This window comes from Pseudarthrobacter sp. PvP004, from assembly GCF_017876035.1.
GTDB lineage: Bacteria > Actinomycetota > Actinomycetes > Actinomycetales > Micrococcaceae > Arthrobacter > Arthrobacter aurescens_A.
Map to the genome: position 1 here is coordinate 4,576,596 of NZ_JAGINL010000001.1, position 22,267 is coordinate 4,598,862.

General features: G+C 63.2%; 20 protein-coding genes and 1 riboswitch. Of the genes, 12 read left to right on the forward strand and 8 right to left on the reverse strand.

The window, feature by feature from the left end; all coding sequences use genetic code 11:
• Positions 1-108 precede the first annotated feature (108 nt).
• Complete coding sequence (locus tag J3A64_RS23840; protein ID WP_286176426.1) at positions 109-2,094, reverse strand: CAP domain-containing protein; 1,986 nt, start codon at positions 2,092-2,094, stop codon at positions 109-111.
• A 118-nt stretch (positions 2,095-2,212) separates the two neighbouring features.
• Between J3A64_RS23840 and dcd the strand changes: the two genes are divergently transcribed.
• Positions 2,213-2,788: a dCTP deaminase gene (dcd, locus tag J3A64_RS20905; RefSeq protein ID WP_011776299.1), complete on the forward strand. Its 576-nt coding sequence runs from the start codon at positions 2,213-2,215 to the stop codon at positions 2,786-2,788.
• Between the two features lie 207 nt (positions 2,789-2,995).
• Entirely contained in the window at positions 2,996-3,937 is a 942-nt protein-coding gene (locus J3A64_RS20910; RefSeq protein ID WP_210065710.1) for an endonuclease domain-containing protein, read from the forward strand.
• A 112-nt stretch (positions 3,938-4,049) separates the two neighbouring features.
• Here J3A64_RS20910 and J3A64_RS20915 read toward each other — a convergent pair whose 3' ends face one another.
• From J3A64_RS20915 to J3A64_RS20925, 3 genes are all read right to left on the reverse strand, one after another.
• A complete protein-coding gene (locus tag J3A64_RS20915; RefSeq protein WP_014922944.1) occupies positions 4,050-5,249 on the reverse strand; it encodes a cation:proton antiporter in 1,200 nt (399 codons plus the stop codon).
• Between the two features lie 5 nt (positions 5,250-5,254).
• Entirely contained in the window at positions 5,255-5,737 is a 483-nt protein-coding gene (locus tag J3A64_RS20920; RefSeq protein WP_011776296.1) for a cation:proton antiporter regulatory subunit, read from the reverse strand.
• 64 nt (positions 5,738-5,801) lie between these two features.
• Complete coding sequence (locus tag J3A64_RS20925) at positions 5,802-7,205, reverse strand: MFS transporter (RefSeq protein WP_011776295.1); 1,404 nt, start codon at positions 7,203-7,205, stop codon at positions 5,802-5,804.
• 202 nt (positions 7,206-7,407) lie between these two features.
• Here J3A64_RS20925 and J3A64_RS20930 point away from each other — a divergent pair, with 202 nt between their 5' ends.
• Genes J3A64_RS20930 through mnhG form a run of 6 tightly spaced genes read left to right on the forward strand, consistent with a single transcriptional unit; the run spans position 7,408 to position 13,737 of the window.
• Entirely contained in the window at positions 7,408-10,425 is a 3,018-nt protein-coding gene (locus J3A64_RS20930; protein WP_210065712.1) for a Na+/H+ antiporter subunit A, read from the forward strand.
• Positions 10,422-10,922 (forward strand): Na(+)/H(+) antiporter subunit C, encoded by a 501-nt coding sequence (locus J3A64_RS20935; protein ID WP_011776293.1) that lies wholly within the window; start codon positions 10,422-10,424, stop codon positions 10,920-10,922. Before J3A64_RS20930 ends, J3A64_RS20935 begins: the two co-directional genes overlap by 4 nt.
• Entirely contained in the window at positions 10,919-12,517 is a 1,599-nt protein-coding gene (locus J3A64_RS20940) for a Na+/H+ antiporter subunit D (RefSeq protein WP_011776292.1), read from the forward strand. Before J3A64_RS20935 ends, J3A64_RS20940 begins: the two co-directional genes overlap by 4 nt.
• The gene (locus J3A64_RS20945) at positions 12,514-13,080 is read left to right on the forward strand and encodes a Na+/H+ antiporter subunit E (protein WP_014922941.1); all 567 of its coding nucleotides are present in this window, start codon (positions 12,514-12,516) and stop codon (positions 13,078-13,080) included. Before J3A64_RS20940 ends, J3A64_RS20945 begins: the two co-directional genes overlap by 4 nt.
• On the forward strand, positions 13,077-13,355 hold the full coding sequence (locus tag J3A64_RS20950) for a monovalent cation/H+ antiporter complex subunit F (RefSeq protein WP_210065713.1): 279 nt from the start codon (positions 13,077-13,079) through the stop codon (positions 13,353-13,355). The genes J3A64_RS20945 and J3A64_RS20950 overlap by 4 nt, the downstream gene beginning before the upstream one ends.
• A complete protein-coding gene (gene mnhG, locus J3A64_RS20955; RefSeq protein ID WP_011776289.1) occupies positions 13,345-13,737 on the forward strand; it encodes a monovalent cation/H(+) antiporter subunit G in 393 nt (130 codons plus the stop codon). The genes J3A64_RS20950 and mnhG overlap by 11 nt, the downstream gene beginning before the upstream one ends.
• A gap of 61 nt (positions 13,738-13,798) precedes the next feature.
• On the opposite strand, the gene J3A64_RS20960 is transcribed toward mnhG, so the two are convergent.
• Together J3A64_RS20960 and J3A64_RS20965 are read right to left on the reverse strand one after the other, a co-directional pair.
• Positions 13,799-14,059, reverse strand: coding sequence for a DUF4235 domain-containing protein (locus J3A64_RS20960; RefSeq protein WP_011776288.1), 261 nt, complete (start codon positions 14,057-14,059; stop codon positions 13,799-13,801).
• A 30-nt stretch (positions 14,060-14,089) separates the two neighbouring features.
• The gene (locus J3A64_RS20965; RefSeq protein WP_011776287.1) at positions 14,090-14,779 is read right to left on the reverse strand and encodes an NUDIX hydrolase; all 690 of its coding nucleotides are present in this window, start codon (positions 14,777-14,779) and stop codon (positions 14,090-14,092) included.
• Positions 14,780-15,219: 440 nt separating this feature from the next.
• Positions 15,220-15,356: riboswitch (TPP riboswitch) on the forward strand.
• A gap of 77 nt (positions 15,357-15,433) precedes the next feature.
• Here J3A64_RS20965 and J3A64_RS20970 point away from each other — a divergent pair.
• The 3 genes from J3A64_RS20970 to J3A64_RS20980 are packed head-to-tail and all read left to right on the forward strand — an operon-like array spanning position 15,434 to position 18,437.
• The gene (locus tag J3A64_RS20970; protein WP_011776286.1) at positions 15,434-16,054 is read left to right on the forward strand and encodes an ECF transporter S component; all 621 of its coding nucleotides are present in this window, start codon (positions 15,434-15,436) and stop codon (positions 16,052-16,054) included.
• Positions 16,054-17,646 (forward strand): ABC transporter ATP-binding protein, encoded by a 1,593-nt coding sequence (locus tag J3A64_RS20975; RefSeq protein WP_210065714.1) that lies wholly within the window; start codon positions 16,054-16,056, stop codon positions 17,644-17,646. Before J3A64_RS20970 ends, J3A64_RS20975 begins: the two co-directional genes overlap by 1 nt.
• A complete protein-coding gene (locus tag J3A64_RS20980) occupies positions 17,643-18,437 on the forward strand; it encodes an energy-coupling factor transporter transmembrane protein EcfT (protein ID WP_210065716.1) in 795 nt (264 codons plus the stop codon). The genes J3A64_RS20975 and J3A64_RS20980 overlap by 4 nt, the downstream gene beginning before the upstream one ends.
• Here the strand turns inward: J3A64_RS20980 and J3A64_RS20985 are convergent.
• Positions 18,434-19,033, reverse strand: coding sequence for a GNAT family N-acetyltransferase (locus tag J3A64_RS20985; RefSeq protein ID WP_210065718.1), 600 nt, complete (start codon positions 19,031-19,033; stop codon positions 18,434-18,436). The genes J3A64_RS20980 and J3A64_RS20985 overlap by 4 nt on opposite strands.
• 62 nt (positions 19,034-19,095) lie before the next feature.
• Positions 19,096-21,231, reverse strand: coding sequence for a penicillin acylase family protein (locus tag J3A64_RS20990; protein WP_210065719.1), 2,136 nt, complete (start codon positions 21,229-21,231; stop codon positions 19,096-19,098).
• Between the two features lie 101 nt (positions 21,232-21,332).
• On the opposite strand from J3A64_RS20990, the gene J3A64_RS20995 reads away from it, so the two are divergent.
• On the forward strand, positions 21,333-22,067 hold the full coding sequence (locus J3A64_RS20995) for a siderophore-interacting protein (RefSeq protein WP_210065721.1): 735 nt from the start codon (positions 21,333-21,335) through the stop codon (positions 22,065-22,067).
• The last annotated feature ends 200 nt before the right edge of the window (positions 22,068-22,267 follow it).

The following is a 22,267-nucleotide window of genomic DNA, read 5'->3' on the forward strand; positions in this document are numbered from 1 at the left end:
CCGTTTAGCCGCGGTTGGTTTTGTCCGGGACGCCGCGGTTGGTTTTGTCCGGGACGCCGCGGTTGGCGTACGACGGCGGTCCGCCGGTTGGGTGCGTCGGTTTCCGCTTTATTGGGCGAACTTCAGCCCGCCCCAGCCGATACCGATGGTCACAGGCGTAGTCAGGCGTCCGGTGTTGAGATCCCAATACTCAACAACACCATTGCGGTCCAGTCCGGCAATACCCGTCGAGTCGGGACCCGTCACCCCGCGCAGCGCCCGCAGCCCTATGTAGTCGGTCCATTCTGCACCCACTACCGGACGGGATTCCTGCTTGGGCGTGCCCAGCCCGCTGCCGCGATACAGCCGGAGGGTGCCGTTTGCCTCGGTTGTGAGCAGATCCTGGAATCCGTCGGCGTTGTAATCCACCATGCTCAGCCTGATTGCAGGGAAGCCCGTTCCAATCGCCGCCTGCGCACGAATATAGGCCAGGCCCGCATTCTTATAGAGGTACAGGTTACCGCCCGAATCCATGGCAACTATCTGGGGAAGCCGGTTGTTGGCGCACCAAGTGCCCACAGCGATGTTCAGCGTCCCCCAGCCCTGGCCAAGCGCAACAGGATCCTTGAACCCACCTGCCTGAAGACCGGGATACACCAAGAGCGCGCCGTCGAGTCTTTGGGAGATCAGGTCAAACACACCATCCCGGTCCCAGTCCACAATGAAGAGGTCCTTGAGTCCGGTGAACCCCACGCCGATCCTCTTGCCGCCTCCGTACCGGCCGCCGCCCCATGATGGGTACGCAACCACGGAGCCGTCGCCGGCGATCGACACGAGGTCGGCTGCGCTGCTGATCGATGCCGCGCTCAAGTTGAGGGTGGGTGGCTGGTGCTTGCTGCCAGGTTCGCAGACACCCACAGGGTCAGTTGGAGGCGGAACAGTACCGCCGGGGCTCGTTGTGGTCCCAGCCGGCAACGTTGTGTAGCCGAAGAAATTCACCACACCCCACAGCGTGTAACGGTTAGGGGTGGTCTGCCAATTGCCATCCGTGTACGTGATACCTATGCCCATGACGTTGAACCGGGGATCACGGAGAAGAGCATCGTGACCCGGCGAACCCTTCCACCACTCCACAAGCTGGGCCGCGTCACGGTCCCAGCGGACAGCGATGACTTCACCCGCGCCATTGTTCGGATTGAGCGCCCGAGGATCCGTCCAGAAGTTGGCGCGGTGCTGGATCACCTCACGCGTCGCGATGTTGTTGGACCAGTCCTGGGCCAGGCTCGCCACCGTCGCGTGATACTTCACCGGTGCCAGACCAAGCGATGCGCGGTAGCTGTTGATCGCGTTGAAGACCGTCAGGATCGCAGCTGTGTTGCTGTCCGGGAGGAGGGCAAGCGCACCGTTTCCCGGATCTGCCTCGCCGCTGGGGGCCTTGCCCGGGAAGGGGGTGGTGGTTGGTGTTGTGGTCGTTTCGGGTGTGGGTGTTGGCGCGGGTGAGGTGGTTTCTGTGGGGGCCGGTTGTGTTGGGGCCGACGTCTCTGTTGGTGCTGGTTCTGTGGAGGATGCCGTTTCTGTTGGGGAGGGAGTCGCGGACGCCGTTTCCGTTGGCGCTGTTGGCGTGGGAGACGCAGCCGGGCTGGGCCCGACGGCCGGGGCCGTCGGCGTGGGTTCGGCCGGGACAGTAGTAGCGGTCTCCTGTGGAGCCGGCTCCGTTGCCGGTGGATCGGTGGCACCCGTCTCCGAGGGGTTGTCCGGCCCCCAGGATGGCCCGATGTTGGGCACAGGAGGTGGCGTTTCAAACACGGGATCCACCGCGACGGGTCCGCTGTCCGAGTCGGTTTCCGTTCCGGCGCTTGGTGCAGGCTCCGGTGTCGCGGGGGCAGGGGCGGGCACAGTGGCGGGATTGGACGCGGTACCGGCCGCCGGGAGCGGCGCTGAAGGTGCGGGGTCCGCCGTCGTGGTTTCTTTCGGTGCCGTCAGTCCTGACGGAACGCCGGACGACGGGCTGGCAGTGGGGCCGGGGACCGTCTGGGTGGACGGGAGAATTTGGCTGGATGCGGCCACCCCCAGCGCCAGCGCGCAGGCCAGCACGATAGCGGCAGGCGCTGCCATTTTTCTCACTTTTACCCCGCGAATGCTCGTTGCCCCCAGGTACGGGCGCGGTTCTACATGTCCGGGAACTATAGTCCCATGGGGCGGCGCGGACAATGCATGGGGTATTTTTGATGCTGTGCTGATCTCTGACCGCGATATTCGTGCCGAAATAGACTCCCAACGGATTGTTCTTGAACCGTACGACCCCGCGATGGTTCAGCCGTCCTCCGTGGACGTGCGGATTGACCGGTTTTTCCGGCTCTTCGACAACCATAAATACGCCCACATCGACCCCGCAGAGGAACAGCCCGAACTGACCCGGCTGGTGGAAGTGGAAGGCGACGAGCCCTTTATCCTGCACCCCGGTGAGTTTGTGCTCGGATCTACTTATGAAACTGTCAGCCTGGCCGACGACATCGCTGCGCGTCTTGAGGGGAAATCATCCCTTGGACGCCTGGGGCTGCTGACACACTCGACGGCTGGCTTCATCGATCCCGGTTTCTCGGGTCACGTGACCTTGGAGCTCTCCAACGTGGCAACCTTGCCCATCAAACTGTGGCCGGGCATGAAGATCGGCCAGCTGTGCTTCTTCCGCCTGACGTCCTCGGCGGAGCACCCCTACGGTTCCGGCGAGTACGGTAACCGCTACCAGGGCCAGCGCGGACCAACTGCAAGCCGCAGCCACCAGAATTTCCACCGGACGTCCATCTAGCTCTTTTGATGCTTGATGCTTGATGCGTCGAGGGGTTAGCTCTCGCGCTCCTCTTGCTCACCTCTCGCGCCGAGGGGTTAGCTCTCGGCACTTTGGGTTGGTCTTTCGGTTGAGATCTCGCCCCTCGGTGAGTGCTGATGGGGCCCACTAGTCCTCCACACTGTGGGTAACCTCCCAGAGGTCCTTGGAGCATGCCAACAATGGCTGATGAGGATTACCGCGCCCCTTCCGATTGAGCTCCAAGGCCGTTCATTCACGCTTGCCGAACACCAAGCTGCAGGCCTGCCGGACCATCGTGCATGGAATAGCGATCTCCGCGTTGCCAGCAGGGGAATCCGAGTTCCGTGGGGCAAGGAACAGGACCCCGTGCACACCGCCCGGCTCCTCACAGCCGTGAGCGGCGGGGCGGTGTGCTGCCGCGAAACCGCGGCCATGCTGTGGGGATGCCCCTTGCCGTGGGATGCGCAGCACGACTTCCTGGTCCACCTCACTCGGGCGGACGGTACTTTTCGGCCGCAACGCAGGGGAGTTCGAGGGCACCGAATGGTCCTTATGGACTCGGACGTAAGCGCCATCGACGGCATTCCTGTCACGACGCCTGCCCGAACCTGGTTGGACCTCGCCGGAGTACTTCCATTCGAAGACCTCGTCGCAGCGGCCGATCATTTCATCTGCAGCCAAACCCGAAGCTTCGGGCATAACAGGGTGCCGCTCTGTTCGGTAGACGATCTCAAGGCACAGGTCGAACGACATGCCGGCGCGCGTGGCATTCGGAAGGCTCGGGCTGCGCTGGACTTGGCACGTGTTGGGGCGGATTCCGTGCCTGAGACAAGGCTGCGACTGGCGATTGGTCGCGATTTCTTGCCGGAACCTGTGCTGAGCTACGTGGTGTGCGACCCGGCGGGCCGCGAGTTGGTGTGGCCGGATCTCGCCTTTCCGGACTTCAAGGTTGCGATCAATTACGACGGCGGCCATCACCTCAGTGCCGCACAAAAAGAATCCGACATCCGACGCGAGGCTTCACTCGCGGCAAACGGCTGGATCTCCGTAGTGATCACGGTGGAGCAGGTGCGGGAGTGTGGCTACGACGGAGTAGTTCGTCGCATAAGGGAGGCCCTCATCCGGGGTGGGTGGTCGCCGAGGGGTTAGATCTCGGGGCTTTGGAGGGCTCTTTGGGTTGAGATGTCGCCCCTCGGTGGAGGGGTTTGGGTTGAGATGTCGCCCCTCGGCGCGTGTGGAACGAAGGGGCGGAGATGGCACGCTAGGCGGGGGCTGGCTCCGGGGTACGGGGTGGGGCTCCAGGTGTCTTTCGGATGGCCTTGACCACTGGCTCCACAAAGCGGGCAGCCAGCGGGCCGAGGATAGCCATGATGAGTACGTAGGCCGTGGCGAGGGCGGCAAGTTCGTCTGGCACGGCGCCTGAAGCAACAGCCAGGCCAGCGATGACGATGGAGAACTCACCACGGGCGATCAAGGCAGCCCCTGCGCGGAAGCGGCCCGGTACAGCGATGCCTGCGCGCTTGGCAGCCCAAAAGCCCGTGAGCATCTTGGTAGCAGCAGTGATGACGGCCAGCACCAGAGCCCAGCCAAGGACCGGTGGAATGGAGGTCGGGTCCGTGTTGAGCCCGAAGGCCACGAAGAAGATCGCAGCGAAAAGATCCCGAAGCGGTTCGAGGATCCGCGTGGCATTGTGGGCGGTCGCGCCGGAGATAGCGATACCCAACATGAAGGCACCCACTGCGGCCGACACCTGGAGGGCAGAGGCGATGCCTGCCACGAGAAGTGCCAGGCCGAGCACGTTCAGCAGAAAGACCTCGGAGTTCTCGCTGTGCACCGCTTGAGATACCCGGTGCCCGTGCTTGAGGGCGATGACCAGCACCACCGTGACCACTGCAAGAGCAATTCCCACAGTTTGTAATCCGCCCAGGAACCCGACGCCGGCAAGGATGGCGGTGAGGATGGGCAGGTAGATGGCCATGGCAAGGTCTTCGAAAACCAGGATGGAAAGCACCACGGGAGTCTCGCGGTTACCGATACGGCCGAGGTCAGTGATCACCTTGGCCGCGATGCCTGACGACGAGATATAGGTAACGCCACCCATGACGATGGCGCCCACAAGTCCCCAGCCCAGAAGTACGGCCAATCCCGCGCCCGGAATGAAGTTGAGGATGAAATCCATGACACCGGCCTGCCAGGATCGCCGAAGTCCGGTGACCAGCTCCGACGCCGTATATTCCAATCCGAGCATAAGCAGCAGGAGGATGACCCCGATTTCGCCGGAGAGATGGGCGAACTCGTGCATGCCATCCAGTTTGACGAACCCGCCAGCTCCGAAGGCCAGCCCACCCACCAAATAGAGGGGGATGGGAGACATGCCTATCCGGCCCGCTAATCGAGCAAGGAGACCGAGGCAAAAGACGACGGCCCCCAGTTCAACGAGGGCTAATGCGAGCGGATCCATTCCGGTCAGCCGTTGCGGAGGATATCGGCTGCCGAGTCAAGACCTTCCTGCGTGCCGACCGCTACGAGTAAATCGCCGGTGTGAAGTACGACGTCGGGCGCCGGCGATGGGACCACCTCGCCTTCGCGCATGATCGCCACGATGGAGACACCGCTGCGGGTGCGGATTTGTGCCTTGCCCATGGGTTGGTTGACGAAGGGTGAATCGGGGGTGATGGAGAACTGGCGGGTGACGATGCCCGGGATCTCGCGATGTTCCTCTGCCAGGCGCATGGCAATGTGCTGGCCGCTCAGGAGGTTGCCGAGTGTCGATGCTTCATCGGCCGTCAACGGGATGGACGCCTGGCACGTGTCAGGATCATCCCAGGTAGAAACGAAAAGTTCGGTCTCACCCTCACGAAGTTCCACGACACCGATGCGACGGCCCGATGCCGTGACGAAATCCTTGCGGATCCCGAGGCCCGGGAGTTCAGTCTCATCCACGTTCATAGCTCCACCCTAACTCTGTTGTACGGGTCTGGTACGGCGTTTGCGCTCAGCCAGTCCTATGTAGTTAACGCTCAGGCACCACGGCTATTTCCACCTTGGCCGGTGGTTTCACCGGGAGGATCACCAGAAGTCCTGCAAGGAGCACCACCATGATCCCGAGGATGCCCCAGCGTTGGGCTTCGCCTTCTGCTACAAGCGGCGAGGCGATGGTGATGCACAGGGTGAAAAGTGTGGGGGCGAGGAAGCTGACGGCCCGCCCGGTTGTGGCGTAGAGCCCAAACAATTCGCCCGATTCGCCAGCGGGGGCGAGCCTTGCCAAGTAGGCCCGCGAAGATGATTGGGCCGGTCCCACGAACAGGCAGAGCAGAAGGCCGAAGACCCAGAATGTTGTGGACCCAGGCCATTCATTGCCGAAGAAGACGTAGTCGCCGTTGCCGAGAACCAGAATGGCTGTGCCTGCGATGAGGAGGCCAACCAGGGAAAGGACGATGACGGCTTTGGGCCCGATCCTGTCATCCAGGAAGCCTCCCATAATGGCGCCGACGGCCGCGACTACGTTGCCGAAGATGGCGAAGAAGATGACGTCCTTGAGTTCGAAGCCGAACGTGCCGGCGGCGATGACGCCGCCGAACGTGAACACGGCCGCGAGACCGTCGCGGAAAATGGCGCTGGACAGCAAGAAGTAGATCGTGTGCGGGCTGGTCCGGTAGATCGCCCCGATGCGGCGGAACAACAGTTTGTATGAGGCCAGGAATCCCAGAGATGCAGCGGCCTTCTTGACGGAGACCTCAGGGACGGCGAACATCACGGGAAGCGCAAAGATGAAGAACCATAGCGCCGAGAAGACGGCTACGAGCCGGATGTTGAGGGAGTCCTGCGTGGAGGCGCCGAACCAGTCAAAGGAAGGCTGAACGAACAACTGCAGGACCAGGAGGAGGGCCACGATCCCTCCGAGATAGCCCATGGCCCACCCGAAGCCACTGACCCTGCCGATGTTCCGCGGTGTTGAGATTTGGGCCAGCATGGCGTTGTAGTTCACGCCGGCGAACTCAAAGAAGATGTTGCCGAGTGCGATCAGGCAGACGCCGAGGAGCAGGAACTCCGGTTGCGGGAACACGAAGAAGCACAGCGCGGTAAGGACGGCCGTGGCGGCGGTGTTGACGCCGAGCCAGAGCTTGCGGCGTCCACCGGCGTCCGAACGCTGGCCCGTTACGGGAGCCAGGAGCGCAATGGCGAGGCCGGCAATGGCCAGGGCGGCACCCAGGGCGGCCGACGCGGCGTCCTCTCCGCCGAAAGCATTGGATGTGAGGTAAACGGTGAAAACGAAGGTGGTCATGACCGCTTGGAAGGCAGCCGAACCCCAGTCCCAGGACGCCCATGCAAGGATTTGTCCCTTTTTTGAGGCGACGGATCCTGAGGCAAGCTCGGATGTCGGGTGGGAGGCTTCGGGGACTGCGGCCGCGTTCATAGCTTGAATGCTATAGCGGCCGGGATAACGGCGGGCACATGACAGACCGCGTTGTGGACAACGCTTGTTTAAGCCTTCCGCGCAGCCCGGTCACTTAGCCCAAAACTGTCGGACGCCCTTGATAAACTGGACCAACCGAACCCAACGTATGACCGCCTGCTCCAACTTTTGACAATTCGTTCCTGACTTTGCGGAGATAACAGTGATCACAGTTCTCGCCATCACCTTTGTAGCGGCAACTGTGGCGCCCTTGATCTTCAGCAAGCTCGGCAGGAACGCGTTCTACTCCCTCGCAGCAGTCCCCGCGGGCGCTTTCATTTGGCTGATCTTCCAGTACGAAGCCGTATATTCCGGCGGAGGCATAGAAGAGATCCTCCCGTGGATCCCCAGCCTGAAGTTGGAACTCGCTTTCCGCATGGATCCCTTGGCTTGGGTTATGTCGCTGCTGATCCTCGGCGTTGGATCCTTGGTGTTGGTTTATTGCGCCCGGTACTTCAAGAACAAGGATGCGGACCTCGGCGGATTCGGGGCACAACTTCTGGCCTTTGCCGGCGCAATGTTCGGCTTGGTGACCTCCGATGACCTCCTGATGTTGTTCATCTTCTGGGAACTCACCACTATCCTGTCCTACCTGCTGATCGGCTATGCGCGCACCCGTTTGGCAGCACGCCGCTCGGCGCTGCAGGCACTCATGGTCACCACGGCTGGTGGCCTGGCGATGCTCGTGGGCCTCATCATCGTGGGCCAAGCTGCCGGCACCTACCGGATTTCGGCGATTTTGGACCAGGCCGGGACGCTCATGAGCGGACCGATGCAGGGAGCGGTGACTGCCGCCGTCGTACTTATCCTTGCCGGTGCGGTGACCAAATCGGCCCTTGTCCCGTTCCACTTCTGGCTGCCGGGCGCCATGGCTGCTCCCACACCGGTGAGCGCCTACTTGCATGCGGCTGCCATGGTGAAGGCCGGCATCTACATCGTCGCGCGCCTTGCTCCCGGGTTTTCGACGTCGGAATTTTGGCTTCCCGTGGTTCTGGGGCTGGGCCTGGCCACCATGCTGGTGGGTGGGTACCGCGCACTTCGCCAAACCGACATCAAGCTCATCCTCGCCTACGGCACTGTCAGCCAGCTCGGCTTCCTCACCATGGTGGTTGGTCTGGGCAGGCCTGATGCTGCCCTTGCAGGACTCGGGCTGCTCCTGGCGCACGGCCTGTTCAAAGCGGCCCTGTTCCTGGTGGTCGGCATCATCGACCATCAATCCGGAACACGCGATATCCGCAAGCTTTCCGGGGTTTTCCGTTCTTCACGTGCCCTCGGAGTGGTGGCCGGTATTGCGGCGGCGTCCATGGCCGGCGTGCCTCCGTTGGCTGGCTTCGTAGCCAAGGAGTCGGTCTTCGAGGCCTTTGTCCACTACGGCACCGGCGACGACGCGCCGGTTTGGGGCGTCTGGATCCTGATTGGCCTGGTCATCGGCTCCATCCTGACGTTCGCCTACAGCGCCCGGTTCATGTGGGGCGCGTTTGCCGTCAAGCCCGGCGTGGAGCCCACGCCTTTCAAGCCCATCAAGCCCGCCTTCCTGGCCGCGCCCGCAATTTTGAGCCTGCTGACCATCGCCTACGGTGTGTGGCCGGCACCCGTGGACACCTGGATTCAGCCTTACGCAGCGCTGTTCGCTGACGGCCCGGACGCGGTCGACGCCGGACACTTGGCTTTGTGGCATGGCATCACCCCTGCGTTGGGGCTGACAGCGATAACTTTCGCGGCTGGTGCTGCAATGTTCTACGGACGCAACCTCGTCTCCCGGGCGCAAAGCTTGGTTCCGGACTGGGTTGACGGTGATCGCGCCTACCAGCACACCATCGGTGCCTTGGACGACATCGCAGTGTGGGTAACGGGCCGCACGCAGCGTGGTTCGCTGTACTTCTACCTGGCAGTTATCCTGACTGTCGCCTTCGCTGTGCCGGCCACCGCCTTGATTGTGGCCAACAAGCCCTTGCCGGGCGGCATCTATTTCATCGACCCGAACTCCCCACTGCAGTTGGTGGCCGGGGCGGGAATCGTGGTGGGTGCGCTGGCAGCAGTCCGCGCCAACAAGCGCTTCCTCGCCGTTCTCATGGTCTCCGTCACGGGCTACGGCATCGCGCTGATGTTTGCCTTGCAGGGCGCGCCGGACCTCGCCCTGACTCAGATGCTGGTGGAAACCATTGTGCTGGTGGCGTTCGTGCTGGCCATGCGCAGCCTGCCTGCCGAGCTGAGGGACAGGACCGGCGGCAGGCTCCGGGTGATCCGCGTGATCATCGGGGCAGCGTTCGGCATCACCATGATTTTCGTGGCCATCTACGCCATGGGCGCCCGTGTAGCCACTCCCATCTCCCTTGAATTCCCGCGCCTGGCTTATGAAGGCGGCGGCGGACTGAACGTGGTCAACGTGACCCTCGTCGACATCCGGGCGTGGGACACCTTTGGTGAGATTTCCGTGTTGGCCATTGCCGCCACGGGTGTTGCCAGCCTGATCTTCGTCCGTAGCCGCGGCGACAGGATCAAGACCTCGGAGGCCGTGCCGGCAGGCAGCGTGGGGCGCCGCACCGGCGTCGACCGCGATTCACGCGACGGTGCCACGCTGGCCGTCGCCAGGAAGTTCACTGACGTTACCCGCGACGCTTGGCTGGTTGCAGGACGCACGCTGGCGCCGGAACGACGCTCGATCATCTTCGAAGTGGTGACCAGGCTGATCTTCCACTCAATGATCATCTTCTCCATCTACCTCCTCCTCGCCGGACATAACCTGCCGGGCGGCGGCTTCGCAGGCGGCCTCACCGCAGGCCTCGCCCTCACCATCCGCTATCTGGCCGGTGGGCGTTTCGAGTTGAGTGAGGCAGCGACCATCAGCGCCGGCACGCTTCTGGGGACGGGACTTGCGACGGCGGCAGCCTCGGGTGTGGTCCCACTGTTCCTTGGCGGCCAGGTATTCCAGAGCGCGATCATCGAGTTCTGGCTGCCCGTCTTCGGTGACGTCAAGTTCGTCACGTCAACGATTTTCGATATCGGCGTGTACATCGTGGTTGTGGGGTTGGCGCTGGACGTCCTCCGCAGCCTCGGCGCCGAAATCGACGAACACTTTGAAGGCAAAAGCATGCCCCTTGCAGAGGAAGACGCTGCCGAGCATCCTGAGCTTGCCCACGAAGCCGCTGAATCCGCCGCGCTCGGGAAGGGTAACGCATGAGCATCAACCTGACCTTGCTGATCGTCATGGGCGTGCTGTACGCCTGCGGCATCTACTTGATCCTGGAACGCAGCCTCACCCGCGTGCTGTTGGGTTTGATGCTGTTGGCCAACGCCACCAACATCCTGATCCTGAGCACGGGAGGGTACGCCGGCCTTGCACCGCTGTTCAACAAGGAAACGAACCCGGACACCTACAACGATCCTTTGCCCCAGGCGCTGATCCTCACGTCGATCGTCATTTCCTTCGCCGTGACGGCTTTCATGTTGGGCATCATTTACCGCACATGGGTTCTGGCTCGTCAGGACGAGATCCAGGATGACCTCGAAGACGTGCGCGTGGCCAAGACTCCGAGCTTCGACGCCGAGGACGACGCCATTGTTCCGCTGGAAACCTCGGAGTTCGCGATCACCCCCGCAAGCCCGGCGGATCGCGAAAAGCCGGATGCCACAGAGACCCCCAACACGGCAACAACCCAGGAAGGAGGCAGCGCGTGAATCTCGCGAACCTGTCGCCGCTAGCTGTCCTCCTACCAATTCTGGGTGCTGCCCTGGCGTTCCTGCTGATCCGCCACCACAGCGCCCAGCGTGCGGTGAGCATTGGCATCCTCAGCGCAACCCTCCTGCTCGAATGCCTCCTCCTGATCTCGGTGTGGGACGGCGGCACCACATCGGTCACGTTGGGCGGATGGCTGCCCCCGTGGGGTGTGGTCCTGGTAGTGGACCAGTTCTCCTCGCTCATGCTGGTGGTCTCCACCGTGGTGAGCCTCGCGGTGTTGATCTACGCTACGGGGCAGGGCATGGCCGACGGCGACCAGGAAGCGCCGGTTTCGATCTTCCACCCCACGTACCTGATTCTGGTCGCGGGCGTGTCCAATGCCTTTCTCACCGGTGACCTTTTCAACCTTTACGTCGGCTTCGAGATCCTGCTGACCGCAAGTTACGTGCTCATGACGTTGGGCGGGACAGGGCCACGTATCCGCGCGGGCGTGACGTACGTTGTGGTCTCCGTGGTGTCGTCCGTTCTGTTCCTCATCGCCATCGCCATGATCTACGGAGCCACCGGAACCATCACCATGGCGGATTTGGCCATCAAGCTGGCCGAACTGGACCAAGGCACGCAAAACCTCCTGCACGTGATGTTGTTGGTGGCCTTCGGGATCAAGGCAGCAGTCTTCCCACTGTCCTTCTGGCTCCCGGACTCCTATCCAACTGCTCCCGCCCCGGTCACCGCCGTGTTCGCAGGCTTGCTGACAAAAGTGGGCGTCTACGCGATGGTCCGCACGGAAACGCTCCTGTTCCCCGGGGACACCCTCAACGTTCCACTGATGGTGGTGGCGCTACTGACCATGATTGTCGGAATTCTGGGCGCCTTGGCCCAGAGTGACATCAAACGTCTCCTGTCCTTTACCTTGGTGAGCCACATCGGCTACATGGTGTTTGGCCTGGCGATGAGCTCCGTGGCCGGACTCGGGGCTGCGGTCTTCTACGTTGCCCACCACATCACAGTGCAGACCAGTTTGTTCCTGGTCACGGGTCTTATTGAGCGGCGTGGCGGCAGCTCATCCATGGACCGCTTGGGTGGCTTGGCGAAGCTCTCACCGCTGCTGGCCTTGCTGTTCTTTGTTCCTGCGATGAATCTGGCAGGCATCCCACCGTTCTCCGGCTTCCTTGGAAAACTGGGGCTGTTGCAGGCCGGTGTTGAACTCGGAACGCCGCTGGCCATCGTGCTGGTGGTAGGTGGCGTGGTGACCAGCCTGCTGACCCTGCTGGCGATCGCCCGCGTGTGGAACAGGGCGTTCTGGAGGAAGCCTGAGGACGCCGAGTACCCGGACCCCGTGCTGAAAACCCCCGGGAACGTCGGAGTGCTCCCACGGACCATGGTGGGGTCAACAGCTGGGCTGGTGGTGTTCGGCGTGGCATTGACGGTCTTCGCAGGTCCGTTGTTCAAGGTTGCTGACGGCTCCGCTGGAATCATGTTGGACCGCTCCGCCTATATTCACTCCGTGTTGGGAGATTCCGTTGTGGTGCCGCCGCTTGCGCAGACGGATGAAACGCACACTGATGAAGTACAGACGGGTGATGCGAAATGAGCCGCAAACCGATCTCGTTCCGCACTGAACTGCCGTTGCTCATCTGGTTGGTGATCGTGTGGGGTGCGCTGTGGCGGGACTTCAGCCCGGGCAACCTCCTGTTCGGCGCACTGATCGCCGTGCTGGTGGCCAAGTTCTTCTACCTCCCCCCGGTGGAGCTCAGCGGCAGGTTCAACATCCTGCGCGCCATTCCTTTCGCCCTCCTGTTCCTCGCCAAAGTGGTGGCAGCGAGCTTCCTGGTGCTGTACCTGGCTGTAGCCAAGGGACCCAAGGTTCGCAGCGCCGTCGTCGCCGTTCCTTTGCGGAGCCATTCCGACCTCATGGTGACGGCCACCGGGCACGTTATCTCGCTGATCCCCGGATCCCTGGTGGTGGAGGTGGACCGCTCCACGTCCACGCTTTATCTGCACGCGCTCAACATTTACGAAGAGGCGGACATCGACAAGATTCGTCAGGAAACCCAAGACATCGAAGCAGGACTGATCCGGATCATGGGTACACGCGAAGAAGTCGAGGCCCTCAAAGCCGAACAGCGTCCCGGGATGGAAGGAGCAGCGTTATGAAAGAAGCGGTTCTCGTAGCTACGGCCGTGATCCTCAGCTTGGCCGCCGCTGGGGCAATTATCCGCATCGCCATCGGCCCGTCCCTCCTGGATCGCGTTCTGGCATCAGACGTTTTGCTGGCAATCCTGGGCGCTGCCCTGGCGATCGATATGGCGTTGAACAAGCATCTGAACAATCTGATGCTGCTGGTAGCGCTCGCAGTGATCGGTTTCATCGGCTCTGTGACAGTTGCAAGGTTCGTGGCCGAACGCAGGGAGCAAAGCAATGAGTCCTGATGCCACCGGCCTTGACGCTGTGATTGATGTTGTCACCGCCGTATTCCTGGTGGTGGGTGCCCTGATGTCACTGGGCGCGGCCATCGGCTTGCTCCGCTTCCCGGACCTCATGAGCCGCATGCACGCAGCCACCAAACCGCAGGTCCTGGGGTTGTTCCTTATGCTTGCCGCAATCGGACTCCAGATGCGCACCTGGTGGGTGTGGCCTGTCTTGGTGGTGGCCTGGATTTTCCAGCTCCTCACGGCGCCCGTCTCTGCCCACATGGTGGGCCGCTCGGCGTACCGCACCAAGCACGGACACCGCGAAAAGCTCACCAAGGATGAGTTGGAAGCCGTGGTCCAAAGGGCGGCCGCCGGTCAGGAACCGGGGAGCGACCGCTAGCAGCAGCCACAACGAACGCCGGGTCACCTGCAGGTGATCCCGGCGTTCGTGGTTCGGGTGCCTAGACGATGTCGTGGGTCTTCGCGAAGCGCGCGATGGCGCGCTGCGTGCCCCGGCTTGCCAGGACCTGGATGAGCGTGCTCACAAAAGCCGAAATCAGTGCGAATGTCAGCGCCGAACGCAGACTGGTTTCCATATCGTCGTTGCCCATGGGTGGTTTGTTGCCAGTGGCCTTTTCCCACCCTTTATTGACGAGTTTGGTGCCTACGAATCCTGCTCCGAGGCTTACTCCGGCACCGATCAGCTTGAAGAAGAGGTTCATGCCCCCAGCCTAGCTCTAAAGGCCACACCGTTAGCGGCGGCTTTCCCGTTCCTTGAGGAACGCCGCCAATGAACCAACCGGCGCAAGTACTGGAACGACTGGGTGTTCGGCCGACCAGACAGCGTCCACGGTTCCGAGTCCGGCGATTTCTTTGAGCAGGTAATAGGTGGGCGGCATCAGTTTCAACGTGCCTGCGGCTTCCGCTTCAAGAATGTCCGCCACCGGCATCCACAGTGATTGCCAGGCTTCCGTGGTTTGGTGCTGCGGCGTGGCTCCCGGAGAGGGCTTGGCAACGTAGAAGAACGTGTCGAAGCGTTTGGGCATGTCCGTGGGGGTGATCCAGTTGGCCCACGGGCGGAGGTCGGAGGCATCGATGGTGAGTCCGGCCTCCTCCTGAACCTCGCGGATGGCGGCAGCGAGTACCGTCCCGGCGTTCTTCGCTGCTGCTCCCGGATCCGCGCTCAGGGAGCTCTGGTTCCAGTCGGCTGCGTGGCGTTGAAGCAGCTCCGCCGGGTAGTCCCACCCGCTCTGATCGGCGGCATCGACGCGTCCGCCAGGGAAGACCACCATTCCGGCGGCAAAGTCCATGGTGCTCACCCTGTGTTGGACGAAGGCTTCGAGGCCGTCCGAGGCGTCGCGGAGCAGGATGACGCTCGCTGCCAGGCGGGGTTCCGCCACGGCGTTGGTGTCTGTAAGTCCCGAGCCGGAGATGTCCGTCATGAAATGTGCCCCTTTGCCGCGGTGAAGTCTGCTGATTCATTCTCTCAGGTCCTGTTGTGGGGCCTGGTGTGCAGGGAATGGCGTGCGGGAAAGGTGCAGAGCGGGCCTCGCAACGCACCCCCGTCTCGTTGTTAGGCCTGGTGTGCAGGGAATGGCGTGGGGGAGGGGTGTAGAGCGGGCCTCGCAACGCACCCCCGTCTCGTTGTTAGGCCTGGTGTGCAGGGAATGGCGTGGGGGAGGGGTGTAGAGCGGGCCTCGCAACGCACCCCCGTCTCGTTGTTAGGCCTGGTGTGCAGGGAATGGCGTGCGGGAAAGGTGTAGAGCGGGCCTCGCAACGCGCTTGGCAGCGGGCACCTCAAGGACGGGAAGGCGATTGTGACTGGACCGCAGCGCCCGCCACGGACTCAGGTGTAAACTGAACCAGCCCATCAGGGCAGATTTGATAACGACAGGGGAGCGCCGCCGTCGGACTCTGCAGAGATGCAGGAGACGCGAGGGCGCTGAGAGTGCGGACAGCCGCAGACCCTCGAACCTGATCCGGTTAGTACCGGCGCAAGGGAGTCGAGCTTCTCAGAGTGTCCGGATGCGGACGGCGCGAGCCGGACCCGGGATCCGGGGAGCACTTTCCCCTCCTGTAACCTCAGGAGGCAGAAAATGACCACGGTAAACGTGAAGAAGGCCAGTTATAACTGGCGCGTTGTAGACATCGTTGTGGCGGCTCTTATCGCCATCGCCGGCGGCGTGATCTTCTGGGCATGGTCCCAGGGCGCGGCACTGGTATCCATCCCCATGAACGCGACGTATCCGCCGCTCACAGGCTTGATTGCCGGTGGCTGGATGATTCCCGCGGTCCTGGGAATGCTCATTATCCGCAAGCCCGGTGCTGCGCTGTTCTGCGAAGCCGTCGCCGCCACCGGTGAGCTCATCATGGGCTCGCAGTACGGCACCACGGTGCTGATATCCGGCGTTTTGCAGGGCCTGGGCGCCGAGCTCATCTTCGCCGCCTTCAGGTACAAGAAGTTCAACCTGCCCACCGCGCTCCTTGCGGGCGCCGGCGCGGGCCTCTTCTGCGGCCTGAACGACTCCTTCCTGCCATGGGGTTGGAACATCGCCTACGAGGCCATCGACAAGCTGGCCTACATCACCTTCACCACGATCTCCGGTGCCATCATCGCCGGCGCCCTCTCCTGGGTTGCGACGCGCGGCCTCGCCAAGACCGGGGTGCTGAGCTCCTTCGCCTCGCGCAAGGCCGCTTCGGAGCCAGTCTTCAACTGATGTCCGCCACGCAAAGCGGCACGGTCCGGCCTGCCGCCATCTCCGCCGAGGGCTGGGGATGGCGGCATGCCGGCCGGGCCCAGCCTGCCATTCAAGGCCTGGACCTTCGGATCGAACCGGGGGAACGGGTTCTGCTGCTGGGCCCTTCGGGCGCCGGCAAGTCGACCCTCCTGCACGCCCTCGCCGGGGTGCTGGGGGATGAGGAAGACGACTCGGATGAGACCGGCTCCCTGCTGATCGACGGCGTCGCGCCCCGCGAGCAGCGTGGCCGTGCCGGACTGATGCAGCAGGATCCGGAAACGCAGGTGGTCTTGTCGCGGGTTGGCGACGACGTCGCCTTCGGCGCGGAGAACCTTGCAGTTCCGCGGGACGAAATCTGGTCCCGCGTCCATGAAGCGCTCGACGACGTCGGGTTGCGTACCGCCGCGGGTGGCGGCCTGGCGTTGGATCACCCGACGGCGGCACTCTCCGGGGGCCAGAAGCAGCGCCTCGCGCTTGCGGGCATTTTGGCCATGCGCCCCGGCCTGATCCTTCTGGACGAACCAACAGCCAACCTGGACCCGGCAGGTGTGCTGGAGGTCCGGGATGCTGTTGGGCGCTGCCTGGACAAGACAGGTGCCACGCTGGTTGTGGTGGAACACCGCGTCTCTGTGTGGAAAGACCTGGTGGACCGGATCGTGGTCCTGCAGCCGGGATCGGCCGCAGGGTCCAGCGCGGCCGCAGGGGCCGGGCGGGTCACGGGCGGCGTCCTCTTGGACGGCCCTCCGGACCAGGTCCTTTCCGAGGCCCGCACCATGCTCATGTCGGCAGGCGTCTGGGTGCCCGGGTACGTCCCGGCAACCCGGGGGCGGCACAATGAGCCCGACACCGCGCAGCTTCTCCTCGCAGCCCAGGACCTTTCTGTTTCCCGTGAAAAGCCACGGCGCAAAGGGTTCAAAACCATCCCGCCCATGCCGGTGCAAACGGGCATCCGTGCGCAGGTAAGAGCTGGCCAGGCACTGACCATTACGGGCCCAAACGGTGCGGGCAAGTCCACGTTCGCGCTCACGTTGGCTGGCCTTTTGGCGCCTGTGGACGGCAAGGTGAGTGCCGCCGTCGAGCTTTCCGAAGGCGCGGGCATTGACCCGTTCAAGTGGAAAGCGGACCGTTTGATCTCTCGGATCGGGACGGTGTTCCAAGAGCCTGAGCACCAGTTCGTCACGGGCAAGGTCCTGGATGAACTCATGTTCGGTCCGAAGCATCTGGGCCATGGCGAGGAACGCGTGGATGAACTGTTGGAGCGGTTGCGGCTGACGCATCTTGTGGACGCCAACCCGTACACGTTGTCCGGCGGGGAGAAGCGGCGGCTTTCGGTGGCCACGGTGCTCGCGGCACATCCGAAGGTTCTTGTCTTGGACGAGCCCACGTTCGGCCAGGACGCCAACACGTGGGCAGAATTGGCGTCGTTCCTTTCCGAGTTGCTGGACGCTGGAACCGCGGTGGTCTCCGTGACCCACGATCAGGAATTCAGTGCCGTACTCGGCGGCACAGAACTGCGGCTAGGCCCGATCACGGAGGGCCGAGCCACCCATCAGGAAGCCGGCGCAGCATGAGGGACGCACTGAATATTCGCGGAAACCACTCCCTGCTGACCCGTGCCAACCCTCTGGCCAAGTTCGTAGCGGTCTTCCTCATATCCCTTGCGCTGGCACTGTCCATTGACTGGGTCTCGGCCTCAACGGCACTCATTGCTGAACTGGCGCTCTTCCCGTTGGCCGGCCTCACTTTCAGGCTTTTATGGCAGCGGGCCTGGCCCCTGATCATCGCGGCCGCGATCGGCGGCTGGAGCACCGCGATCGTGGCGGCGGACAGCGGCGCTGTACTGCTCGACGTCGGGCTCTGGTCCATCAGCGAAGGCTCCCTTGAGCTGGGGCTTGGTTTCATGCTCCGCGGTTTGGCGATTGCGTTGCCAGCGATCTTGCTGATGACGTGCACCGATCCCACAGACCTGGCCGACGCGCTGGCGCAGAAGGCCAGGCTGCCGCACCGCTTCGTCCTCGGATCCCTCGCTGCCATGAGGCTGGTGGGCCTCATGGCAGAGGAGTGGCAAACCATCGGAATGGCCCGCCGTGCCCGCGGAGTCGGTTCCCAAGGCAGCCCTTTTCAGCGTTTGAAGGCCACGCTCGGCCAGAGTTTCGGGTTGCTGGTTCAGGCTGTTCGGCGGGCGTCGCGGTTGGCGGTGACCATGGAAGCGCGCGGCTTCGGCGGTGGTCAAAGGACGTGGGCGCGGGAATCCACCTATTCCCTCCTGGATGCGTGGGTAGTCCTTGGAGGACTGGTTATCTCAGCCGGTGCGGTCCTGACGGCAGTGGGCGCGGGAACCTGGAGCTTCGTCTGGCGCTAGCGCGCGGGACGCTGCTGGATTTCATCGAAGCCTGCCCGCGTCAGGAAACCCAACTGGGCTTCCTTCTCGGCAAGCTGGATGATGGGTCCCAGCTCAAAGCACGTCGCTTCCAAGCGGCGCAGGGCCTTGGCGTTGCGGGAGTCCGGCTCCACCACAATCCGGTCCTTGCCCGGCAGGGAGAACATGTACTTGATCAAGGACGTGCCCAGGCGCGGGGTGAAGTGAGGAATGGGCCGCGTGGCAGGGGCCAGCAGCAGGTGCATGCCGATGTCTTCCTCTCGGGCGGGGTAGGCCTCGCCCACGGGATCATGCAGGGGCTCGTACGTCTGGAAGAGGGCCAACGGCTCCCCGTCCAAGGTGGCCAGGAACGCGTGGTGGGTATCCAGCGAGTCAAGGAACTCGTAGATCCCCAGGACCTCCTCGCGGGAGTTCTCCGTCATTCCCCAGAACTTGGCGCGGGGCTGGGTAACCCATTCGAAGATGAGATCGATGTCCTCGCGGGGAATCAGCGGAACAATCCGGAGCGCACCCCATCCTTCGAGGTCCTCGGCGTAGACGGTGGTGCGGACGGAGAAGTCCTGCGTGGTGGTGGTCATGGCTTCCTTCGGGGCTGATGCAGGCTGATGTAGGGGACGGGAATGGGCAGGCGGGTCTTGAGTCAGGCGGGTGTTTGCTCAGGGGTGTCTTTGGTCAGAACGGACCAGTCAGTGACCACTGGAGCGAGTTCCCCGGCAGTCCAGAGCGGGAGCTGATCGGCAAAGTGCTGGTGGCCCGGCCTGCCCGACGCTCCGAAGGGAACGATCCAACGGCTATTGCGCCGATCGGCCAGATCCCAGACGTAACGGGCTACGGGTCCGCGGAAGCTTCGGTCATCTACACCGGGGAGGCTCTCGGTGCAGAGGACGCACCCGGTGTCCCCGCTTAGGTCAGCAACGGGTGCCGATGCCGCGAGCGTGCCCGGGAGGACATGCACGGCCAGAAGCTTGTGCCGCTCACCCCAGACAGCACCGTCCAGGAGGGCTTCTTCCAGTGCAGCAACCTCGAGCGCTGCCGCAGCTTCCACTCCACCGTTGATGCCGAATTCGGAGCCGCGAGCCAGCAGGGTCTCCAGCGCAAAACCAATGCGGGACGTCACCGACAACCACGGCCCGAACAGCGGCGAGTAGCCTGTGGATTCATTCAACGCCGTAAGCGCGGGATGCCGTGCCAGTCGCTGGACTAACGCACCACGCCACGCAGCGAAAACGGCGGCGTGATGGCTGCTTGCATCCATCGAGCCATCCCATTCCACCAAGAGAGCCCTTAGCTCCTTGGCTTCGAGGGACAGGTCGTCGGCGTTCAGGCCGGTGAGCATTGACCGGAACAACGGCCATGGACCCAGCAAGGTGTCCGTGTGGATGGCCTGCATGGCATCCACGGATAACGGCTCGGCGGCCGACTCCAGCAGCTGCCGGATGCGCAGGGCCCGATGCGCGGGCGCGAACTCCATGGCCACGGCATCGCCGCCTCCGGCGGCGCGGTCGTTCGCGCTCACTGCGAATTGTTGGATCTCGGTGCGGGGCAGGATCACGTACTGCCCCTCCCAGTCATGGCGGGCCGAGAAAGCCGGAGCGGGTAAGCGCCGATTGGCGGGGTTACGCTGCGGGACCAGCCCGGCAACAAAGTGCCGCACAGATCCGGACACGTCCCCGGCCACCACGCTGTTGACGGGCTCCACCCACGCATCGAAGGCGGTTTCCACCTCGGAGACGTTCCGGCTGCGCAACAGCGGCAGGAGGGCTTCGAACCCCAACCGTCCCTCAACCCGGGCCGGGAAGCGCAGACTCAAGGCGCCGCCGTCGGGCGTTTCCGAGATGACCGGACCCCGGCTGGTCTCAATAATCTCAACGGACGCCGATTCACCACCGCGGACGCGGATGGTTTCGGAACTCACGTCGACGGGCTCCCAGCCCTCCGCTCCCCGCGCCTCGATGCGCTCACCGGCGAAGTCGCTGACCCGGCGCAGCTCTTCGACGAAAAGGTCCTGGTAGTCGGCCATGGCGTTGGTGATGGCCCAGGCTGTGTTGCCCGTGTGGGCGAAATGGGGGAGTCCGGGAACACCGGGGAACGCGAATCCGATTGCGTCGAACTCCGGGCATGCGAGCCGTATCTGCTGGTAGACGCCGGGCAGCTCCATGAGGCGGTGGGGGTCGCCGGCTATGAGCGGCAGGCCGCTGGTAGTCGTCGCTCCGTGGGCGGCCCAAGCGTTGCTGCCTGACCAGACGGGTGCTTCGATGCTGAACAAGCTCACGGCGTCGTCGCCGAGTGTCCGCGCGACGTGGGCACGGAACAACTTGTTGGGGAAGGTTGAGAAGAGGATGTGATGCACCAGAAAGACGCCGAGCGGGGTCCATGGATTCCATGGCTCGGCTTCGCTGCCGGATTCTTGAAACTCCGGCCCACCCCGGAGACCGTCCGCCAACGCCTGGTTGACGCCGGCCACGTACTGCGCGCACCAACGTTGAGTGTCGGCGTCGAGGTTCTCATAGCAGCGGCGCGCGGTGTCATCCAGCCGGGCTTGACGGGCGAACCGGTCCCAGACCACAGCATCGGCGCCCAAAATTTCGGCGGTACGGCCTTCCGAACGCCACCTTTCCAGCTCGATCTGCCAGGAACGGTCCGTCGCGGCATTCATGCCTTGGAGAAAGGCGAGTTCATCAGCGGTATCAGCCCACAAATGCGGGATGCCCCATTCATCGCGGTACGTTCCGCGGCCGCCTGCCGGGGCGGATTGGGGGGTGGGGGCAGGCGTCATAATCTCTGGCCGCTTTCGAGCTTAGGTTAGGCTTACTTAAGCTCAAGATAAATGGCTTTGGTCCCGTTCACAAATCGTGGACCTTCGTGAAGGAGTGTTGCTTGAAACGCAATTGGGAAGGCGTCGTCCTCAAAGTCATGGGCGCCAAGGACTTCACTTTGGAGGTTACGGGCAGTGAAGAGATCACCCCGGACTTCCTGCGCGTTCATGTGCGTGACGGCGGACTCCTGGAGCGCAGCGGCATCCATCCCACCATGTGGATCCGGCTGTGGTTCAACGATTCCGGCAAGGCCCACCAGCGCGCCTACACGTTGGTGAACCCCGACCCGGCGGCCGGGACGTTCAGCATGGATTTCGCGATGCATCACGGCGTTGCTGCCCGTTGGGCCCGCTCTGCGCAGCCGGGCGAGAGCATCGGTGCCACCGTCCAAGGGAGTTCCTTCACTTTCCCGGAACCCGCTCCGCGCCGGATCTGGGTGGTGGGCGATCCCGCGTCCATCCCTGCCATCAATTCGCTGCTGGACGAGCGGCAGCGTGTTGCTGCGGGCGCCGCCCCAGTGACCGCCTGGCTTGAATACCAGCACGACGCCGACCCCTCGATTGAGGTGCGGACGGCCGATTCCGACGTCGTCACCTGGATTCCGCGCAAACGCGACGGTGCCGCTCTGGTTGAGGAAGTCTGCGGTGCGCTCACGGCCAACACTGTCTCGGTAGCCGACGACTTCTTCTGGGTCGCGAGCGAAGCGTCAAGTACCCGCGCAATCGTCAAGTACCTGCGGAAAGAACTCGGCGTGGACAAGAACCGGATTGACGCGTTGGGGTACTGGCGGGTCTAACCTTTCGGCGCGCCCTGGCCGCCCACGGGTTAGTCGTGGAATTGCTCGCGGGGCGCGTAACCCGCGAAAATACTGAGGGAAAGCGTTCACCCACGATGAGCCGCCGCAGTGGGATATATCGCACAGAATGGGTACCGTGTGATGTATGCCGCTGATTCTGCGTTTTGCCCTTCATTTCTAACTCATTTGTGATATTTTTT

Bases quoted from the DNA above. Each gene is read 5' to 3' on its own strand.
- J3A64_RS23840 (WP_286176426.1), bottom strand. From the start codon at position 2,094: ATGGCAGCGCCTGCCGCTATCGTGCTGGCCTGCGCGCTGGCGCTGGGG.
- J3A64_RS20910 (WP_210065710.1), top strand. From the start codon at position 2,996: ATGAGGATTACCGCGCCCCTTCCGATTGAGCTCCAAGGCCGTTCATTC.
- J3A64_RS20915 (WP_014922944.1), bottom strand. From the start codon at position 5,249: ATGGATCCGCTCGCATTAGCCCTCGTTGAACTGGGGGCCGTCGTCTTT.
- J3A64_RS20920 (WP_011776296.1), bottom strand. From the start codon at position 5,737: ATGAACGTGGATGAGACTGAACTCCCGGGCCTCGGGATCCGCAAGGAT.
- J3A64_RS20925 (WP_011776295.1), bottom strand. From the start codon at position 7,205: ATGAACGCGGCCGCAGTCCCCGAAGCCTCCCACCCGACATCCGAGCTT.
- J3A64_RS20935 (WP_011776293.1), top strand. From the start codon at position 10,422: ATGAGCATCAACCTGACCTTGCTGATCGTCATGGGCGTGCTGTACGCC.
- J3A64_RS20945 (WP_014922941.1), top strand. From the start codon at position 12,514: ATGAGCCGCAAACCGATCTCGTTCCGCACTGAACTGCCGTTGCTCATC.
- J3A64_RS20950 (WP_210065713.1), top strand. From the start codon at position 13,077: ATGAAAGAAGCGGTTCTCGTAGCTACGGCCGTGATCCTCAGCTTGGCC.
- mnhG (WP_011776289.1), top strand. From the start codon at position 13,345: ATGAGTCCTGATGCCACCGGCCTTGACGCTGTGATTGATGTTGTCACC.
- J3A64_RS20960 (WP_011776288.1), bottom strand. From the start codon at position 14,059: ATGAACCTCTTCTTCAAGCTGATCGGTGCCGGAGTAAGCCTCGGAGCA.
- J3A64_RS20965 (WP_011776287.1), bottom strand. From the start codon at position 14,779: ATGACGGACATCTCCGGCTCGGGACTTACAGACACCAACGCCGTGGCG.
- J3A64_RS20970 (WP_011776286.1), top strand. From the start codon at position 15,434: ATGACCACGGTAAACGTGAAGAAGGCCAGTTATAACTGGCGCGTTGTA.
- J3A64_RS20975 (WP_210065714.1), top strand. From the start codon at position 16,054: ATGTCCGCCACGCAAAGCGGCACGGTCCGGCCTGCCGCCATCTCCGCC.
- J3A64_RS20980 (WP_210065716.1), top strand. From the start codon at position 17,643: ATGAGGGACGCACTGAATATTCGCGGAAACCACTCCCTGCTGACCCGT.
- J3A64_RS20985 (WP_210065718.1), bottom strand. From the start codon at position 19,033: ATGACCACCACCACGCAGGACTTCTCCGTCCGCACCACCGTCTACGCC.
- J3A64_RS20990 (WP_210065719.1), bottom strand. From the start codon at position 21,231: ATGACGCCTGCCCCCACCCCCCAATCCGCCCCGGCAGGCGGCCGCGGA.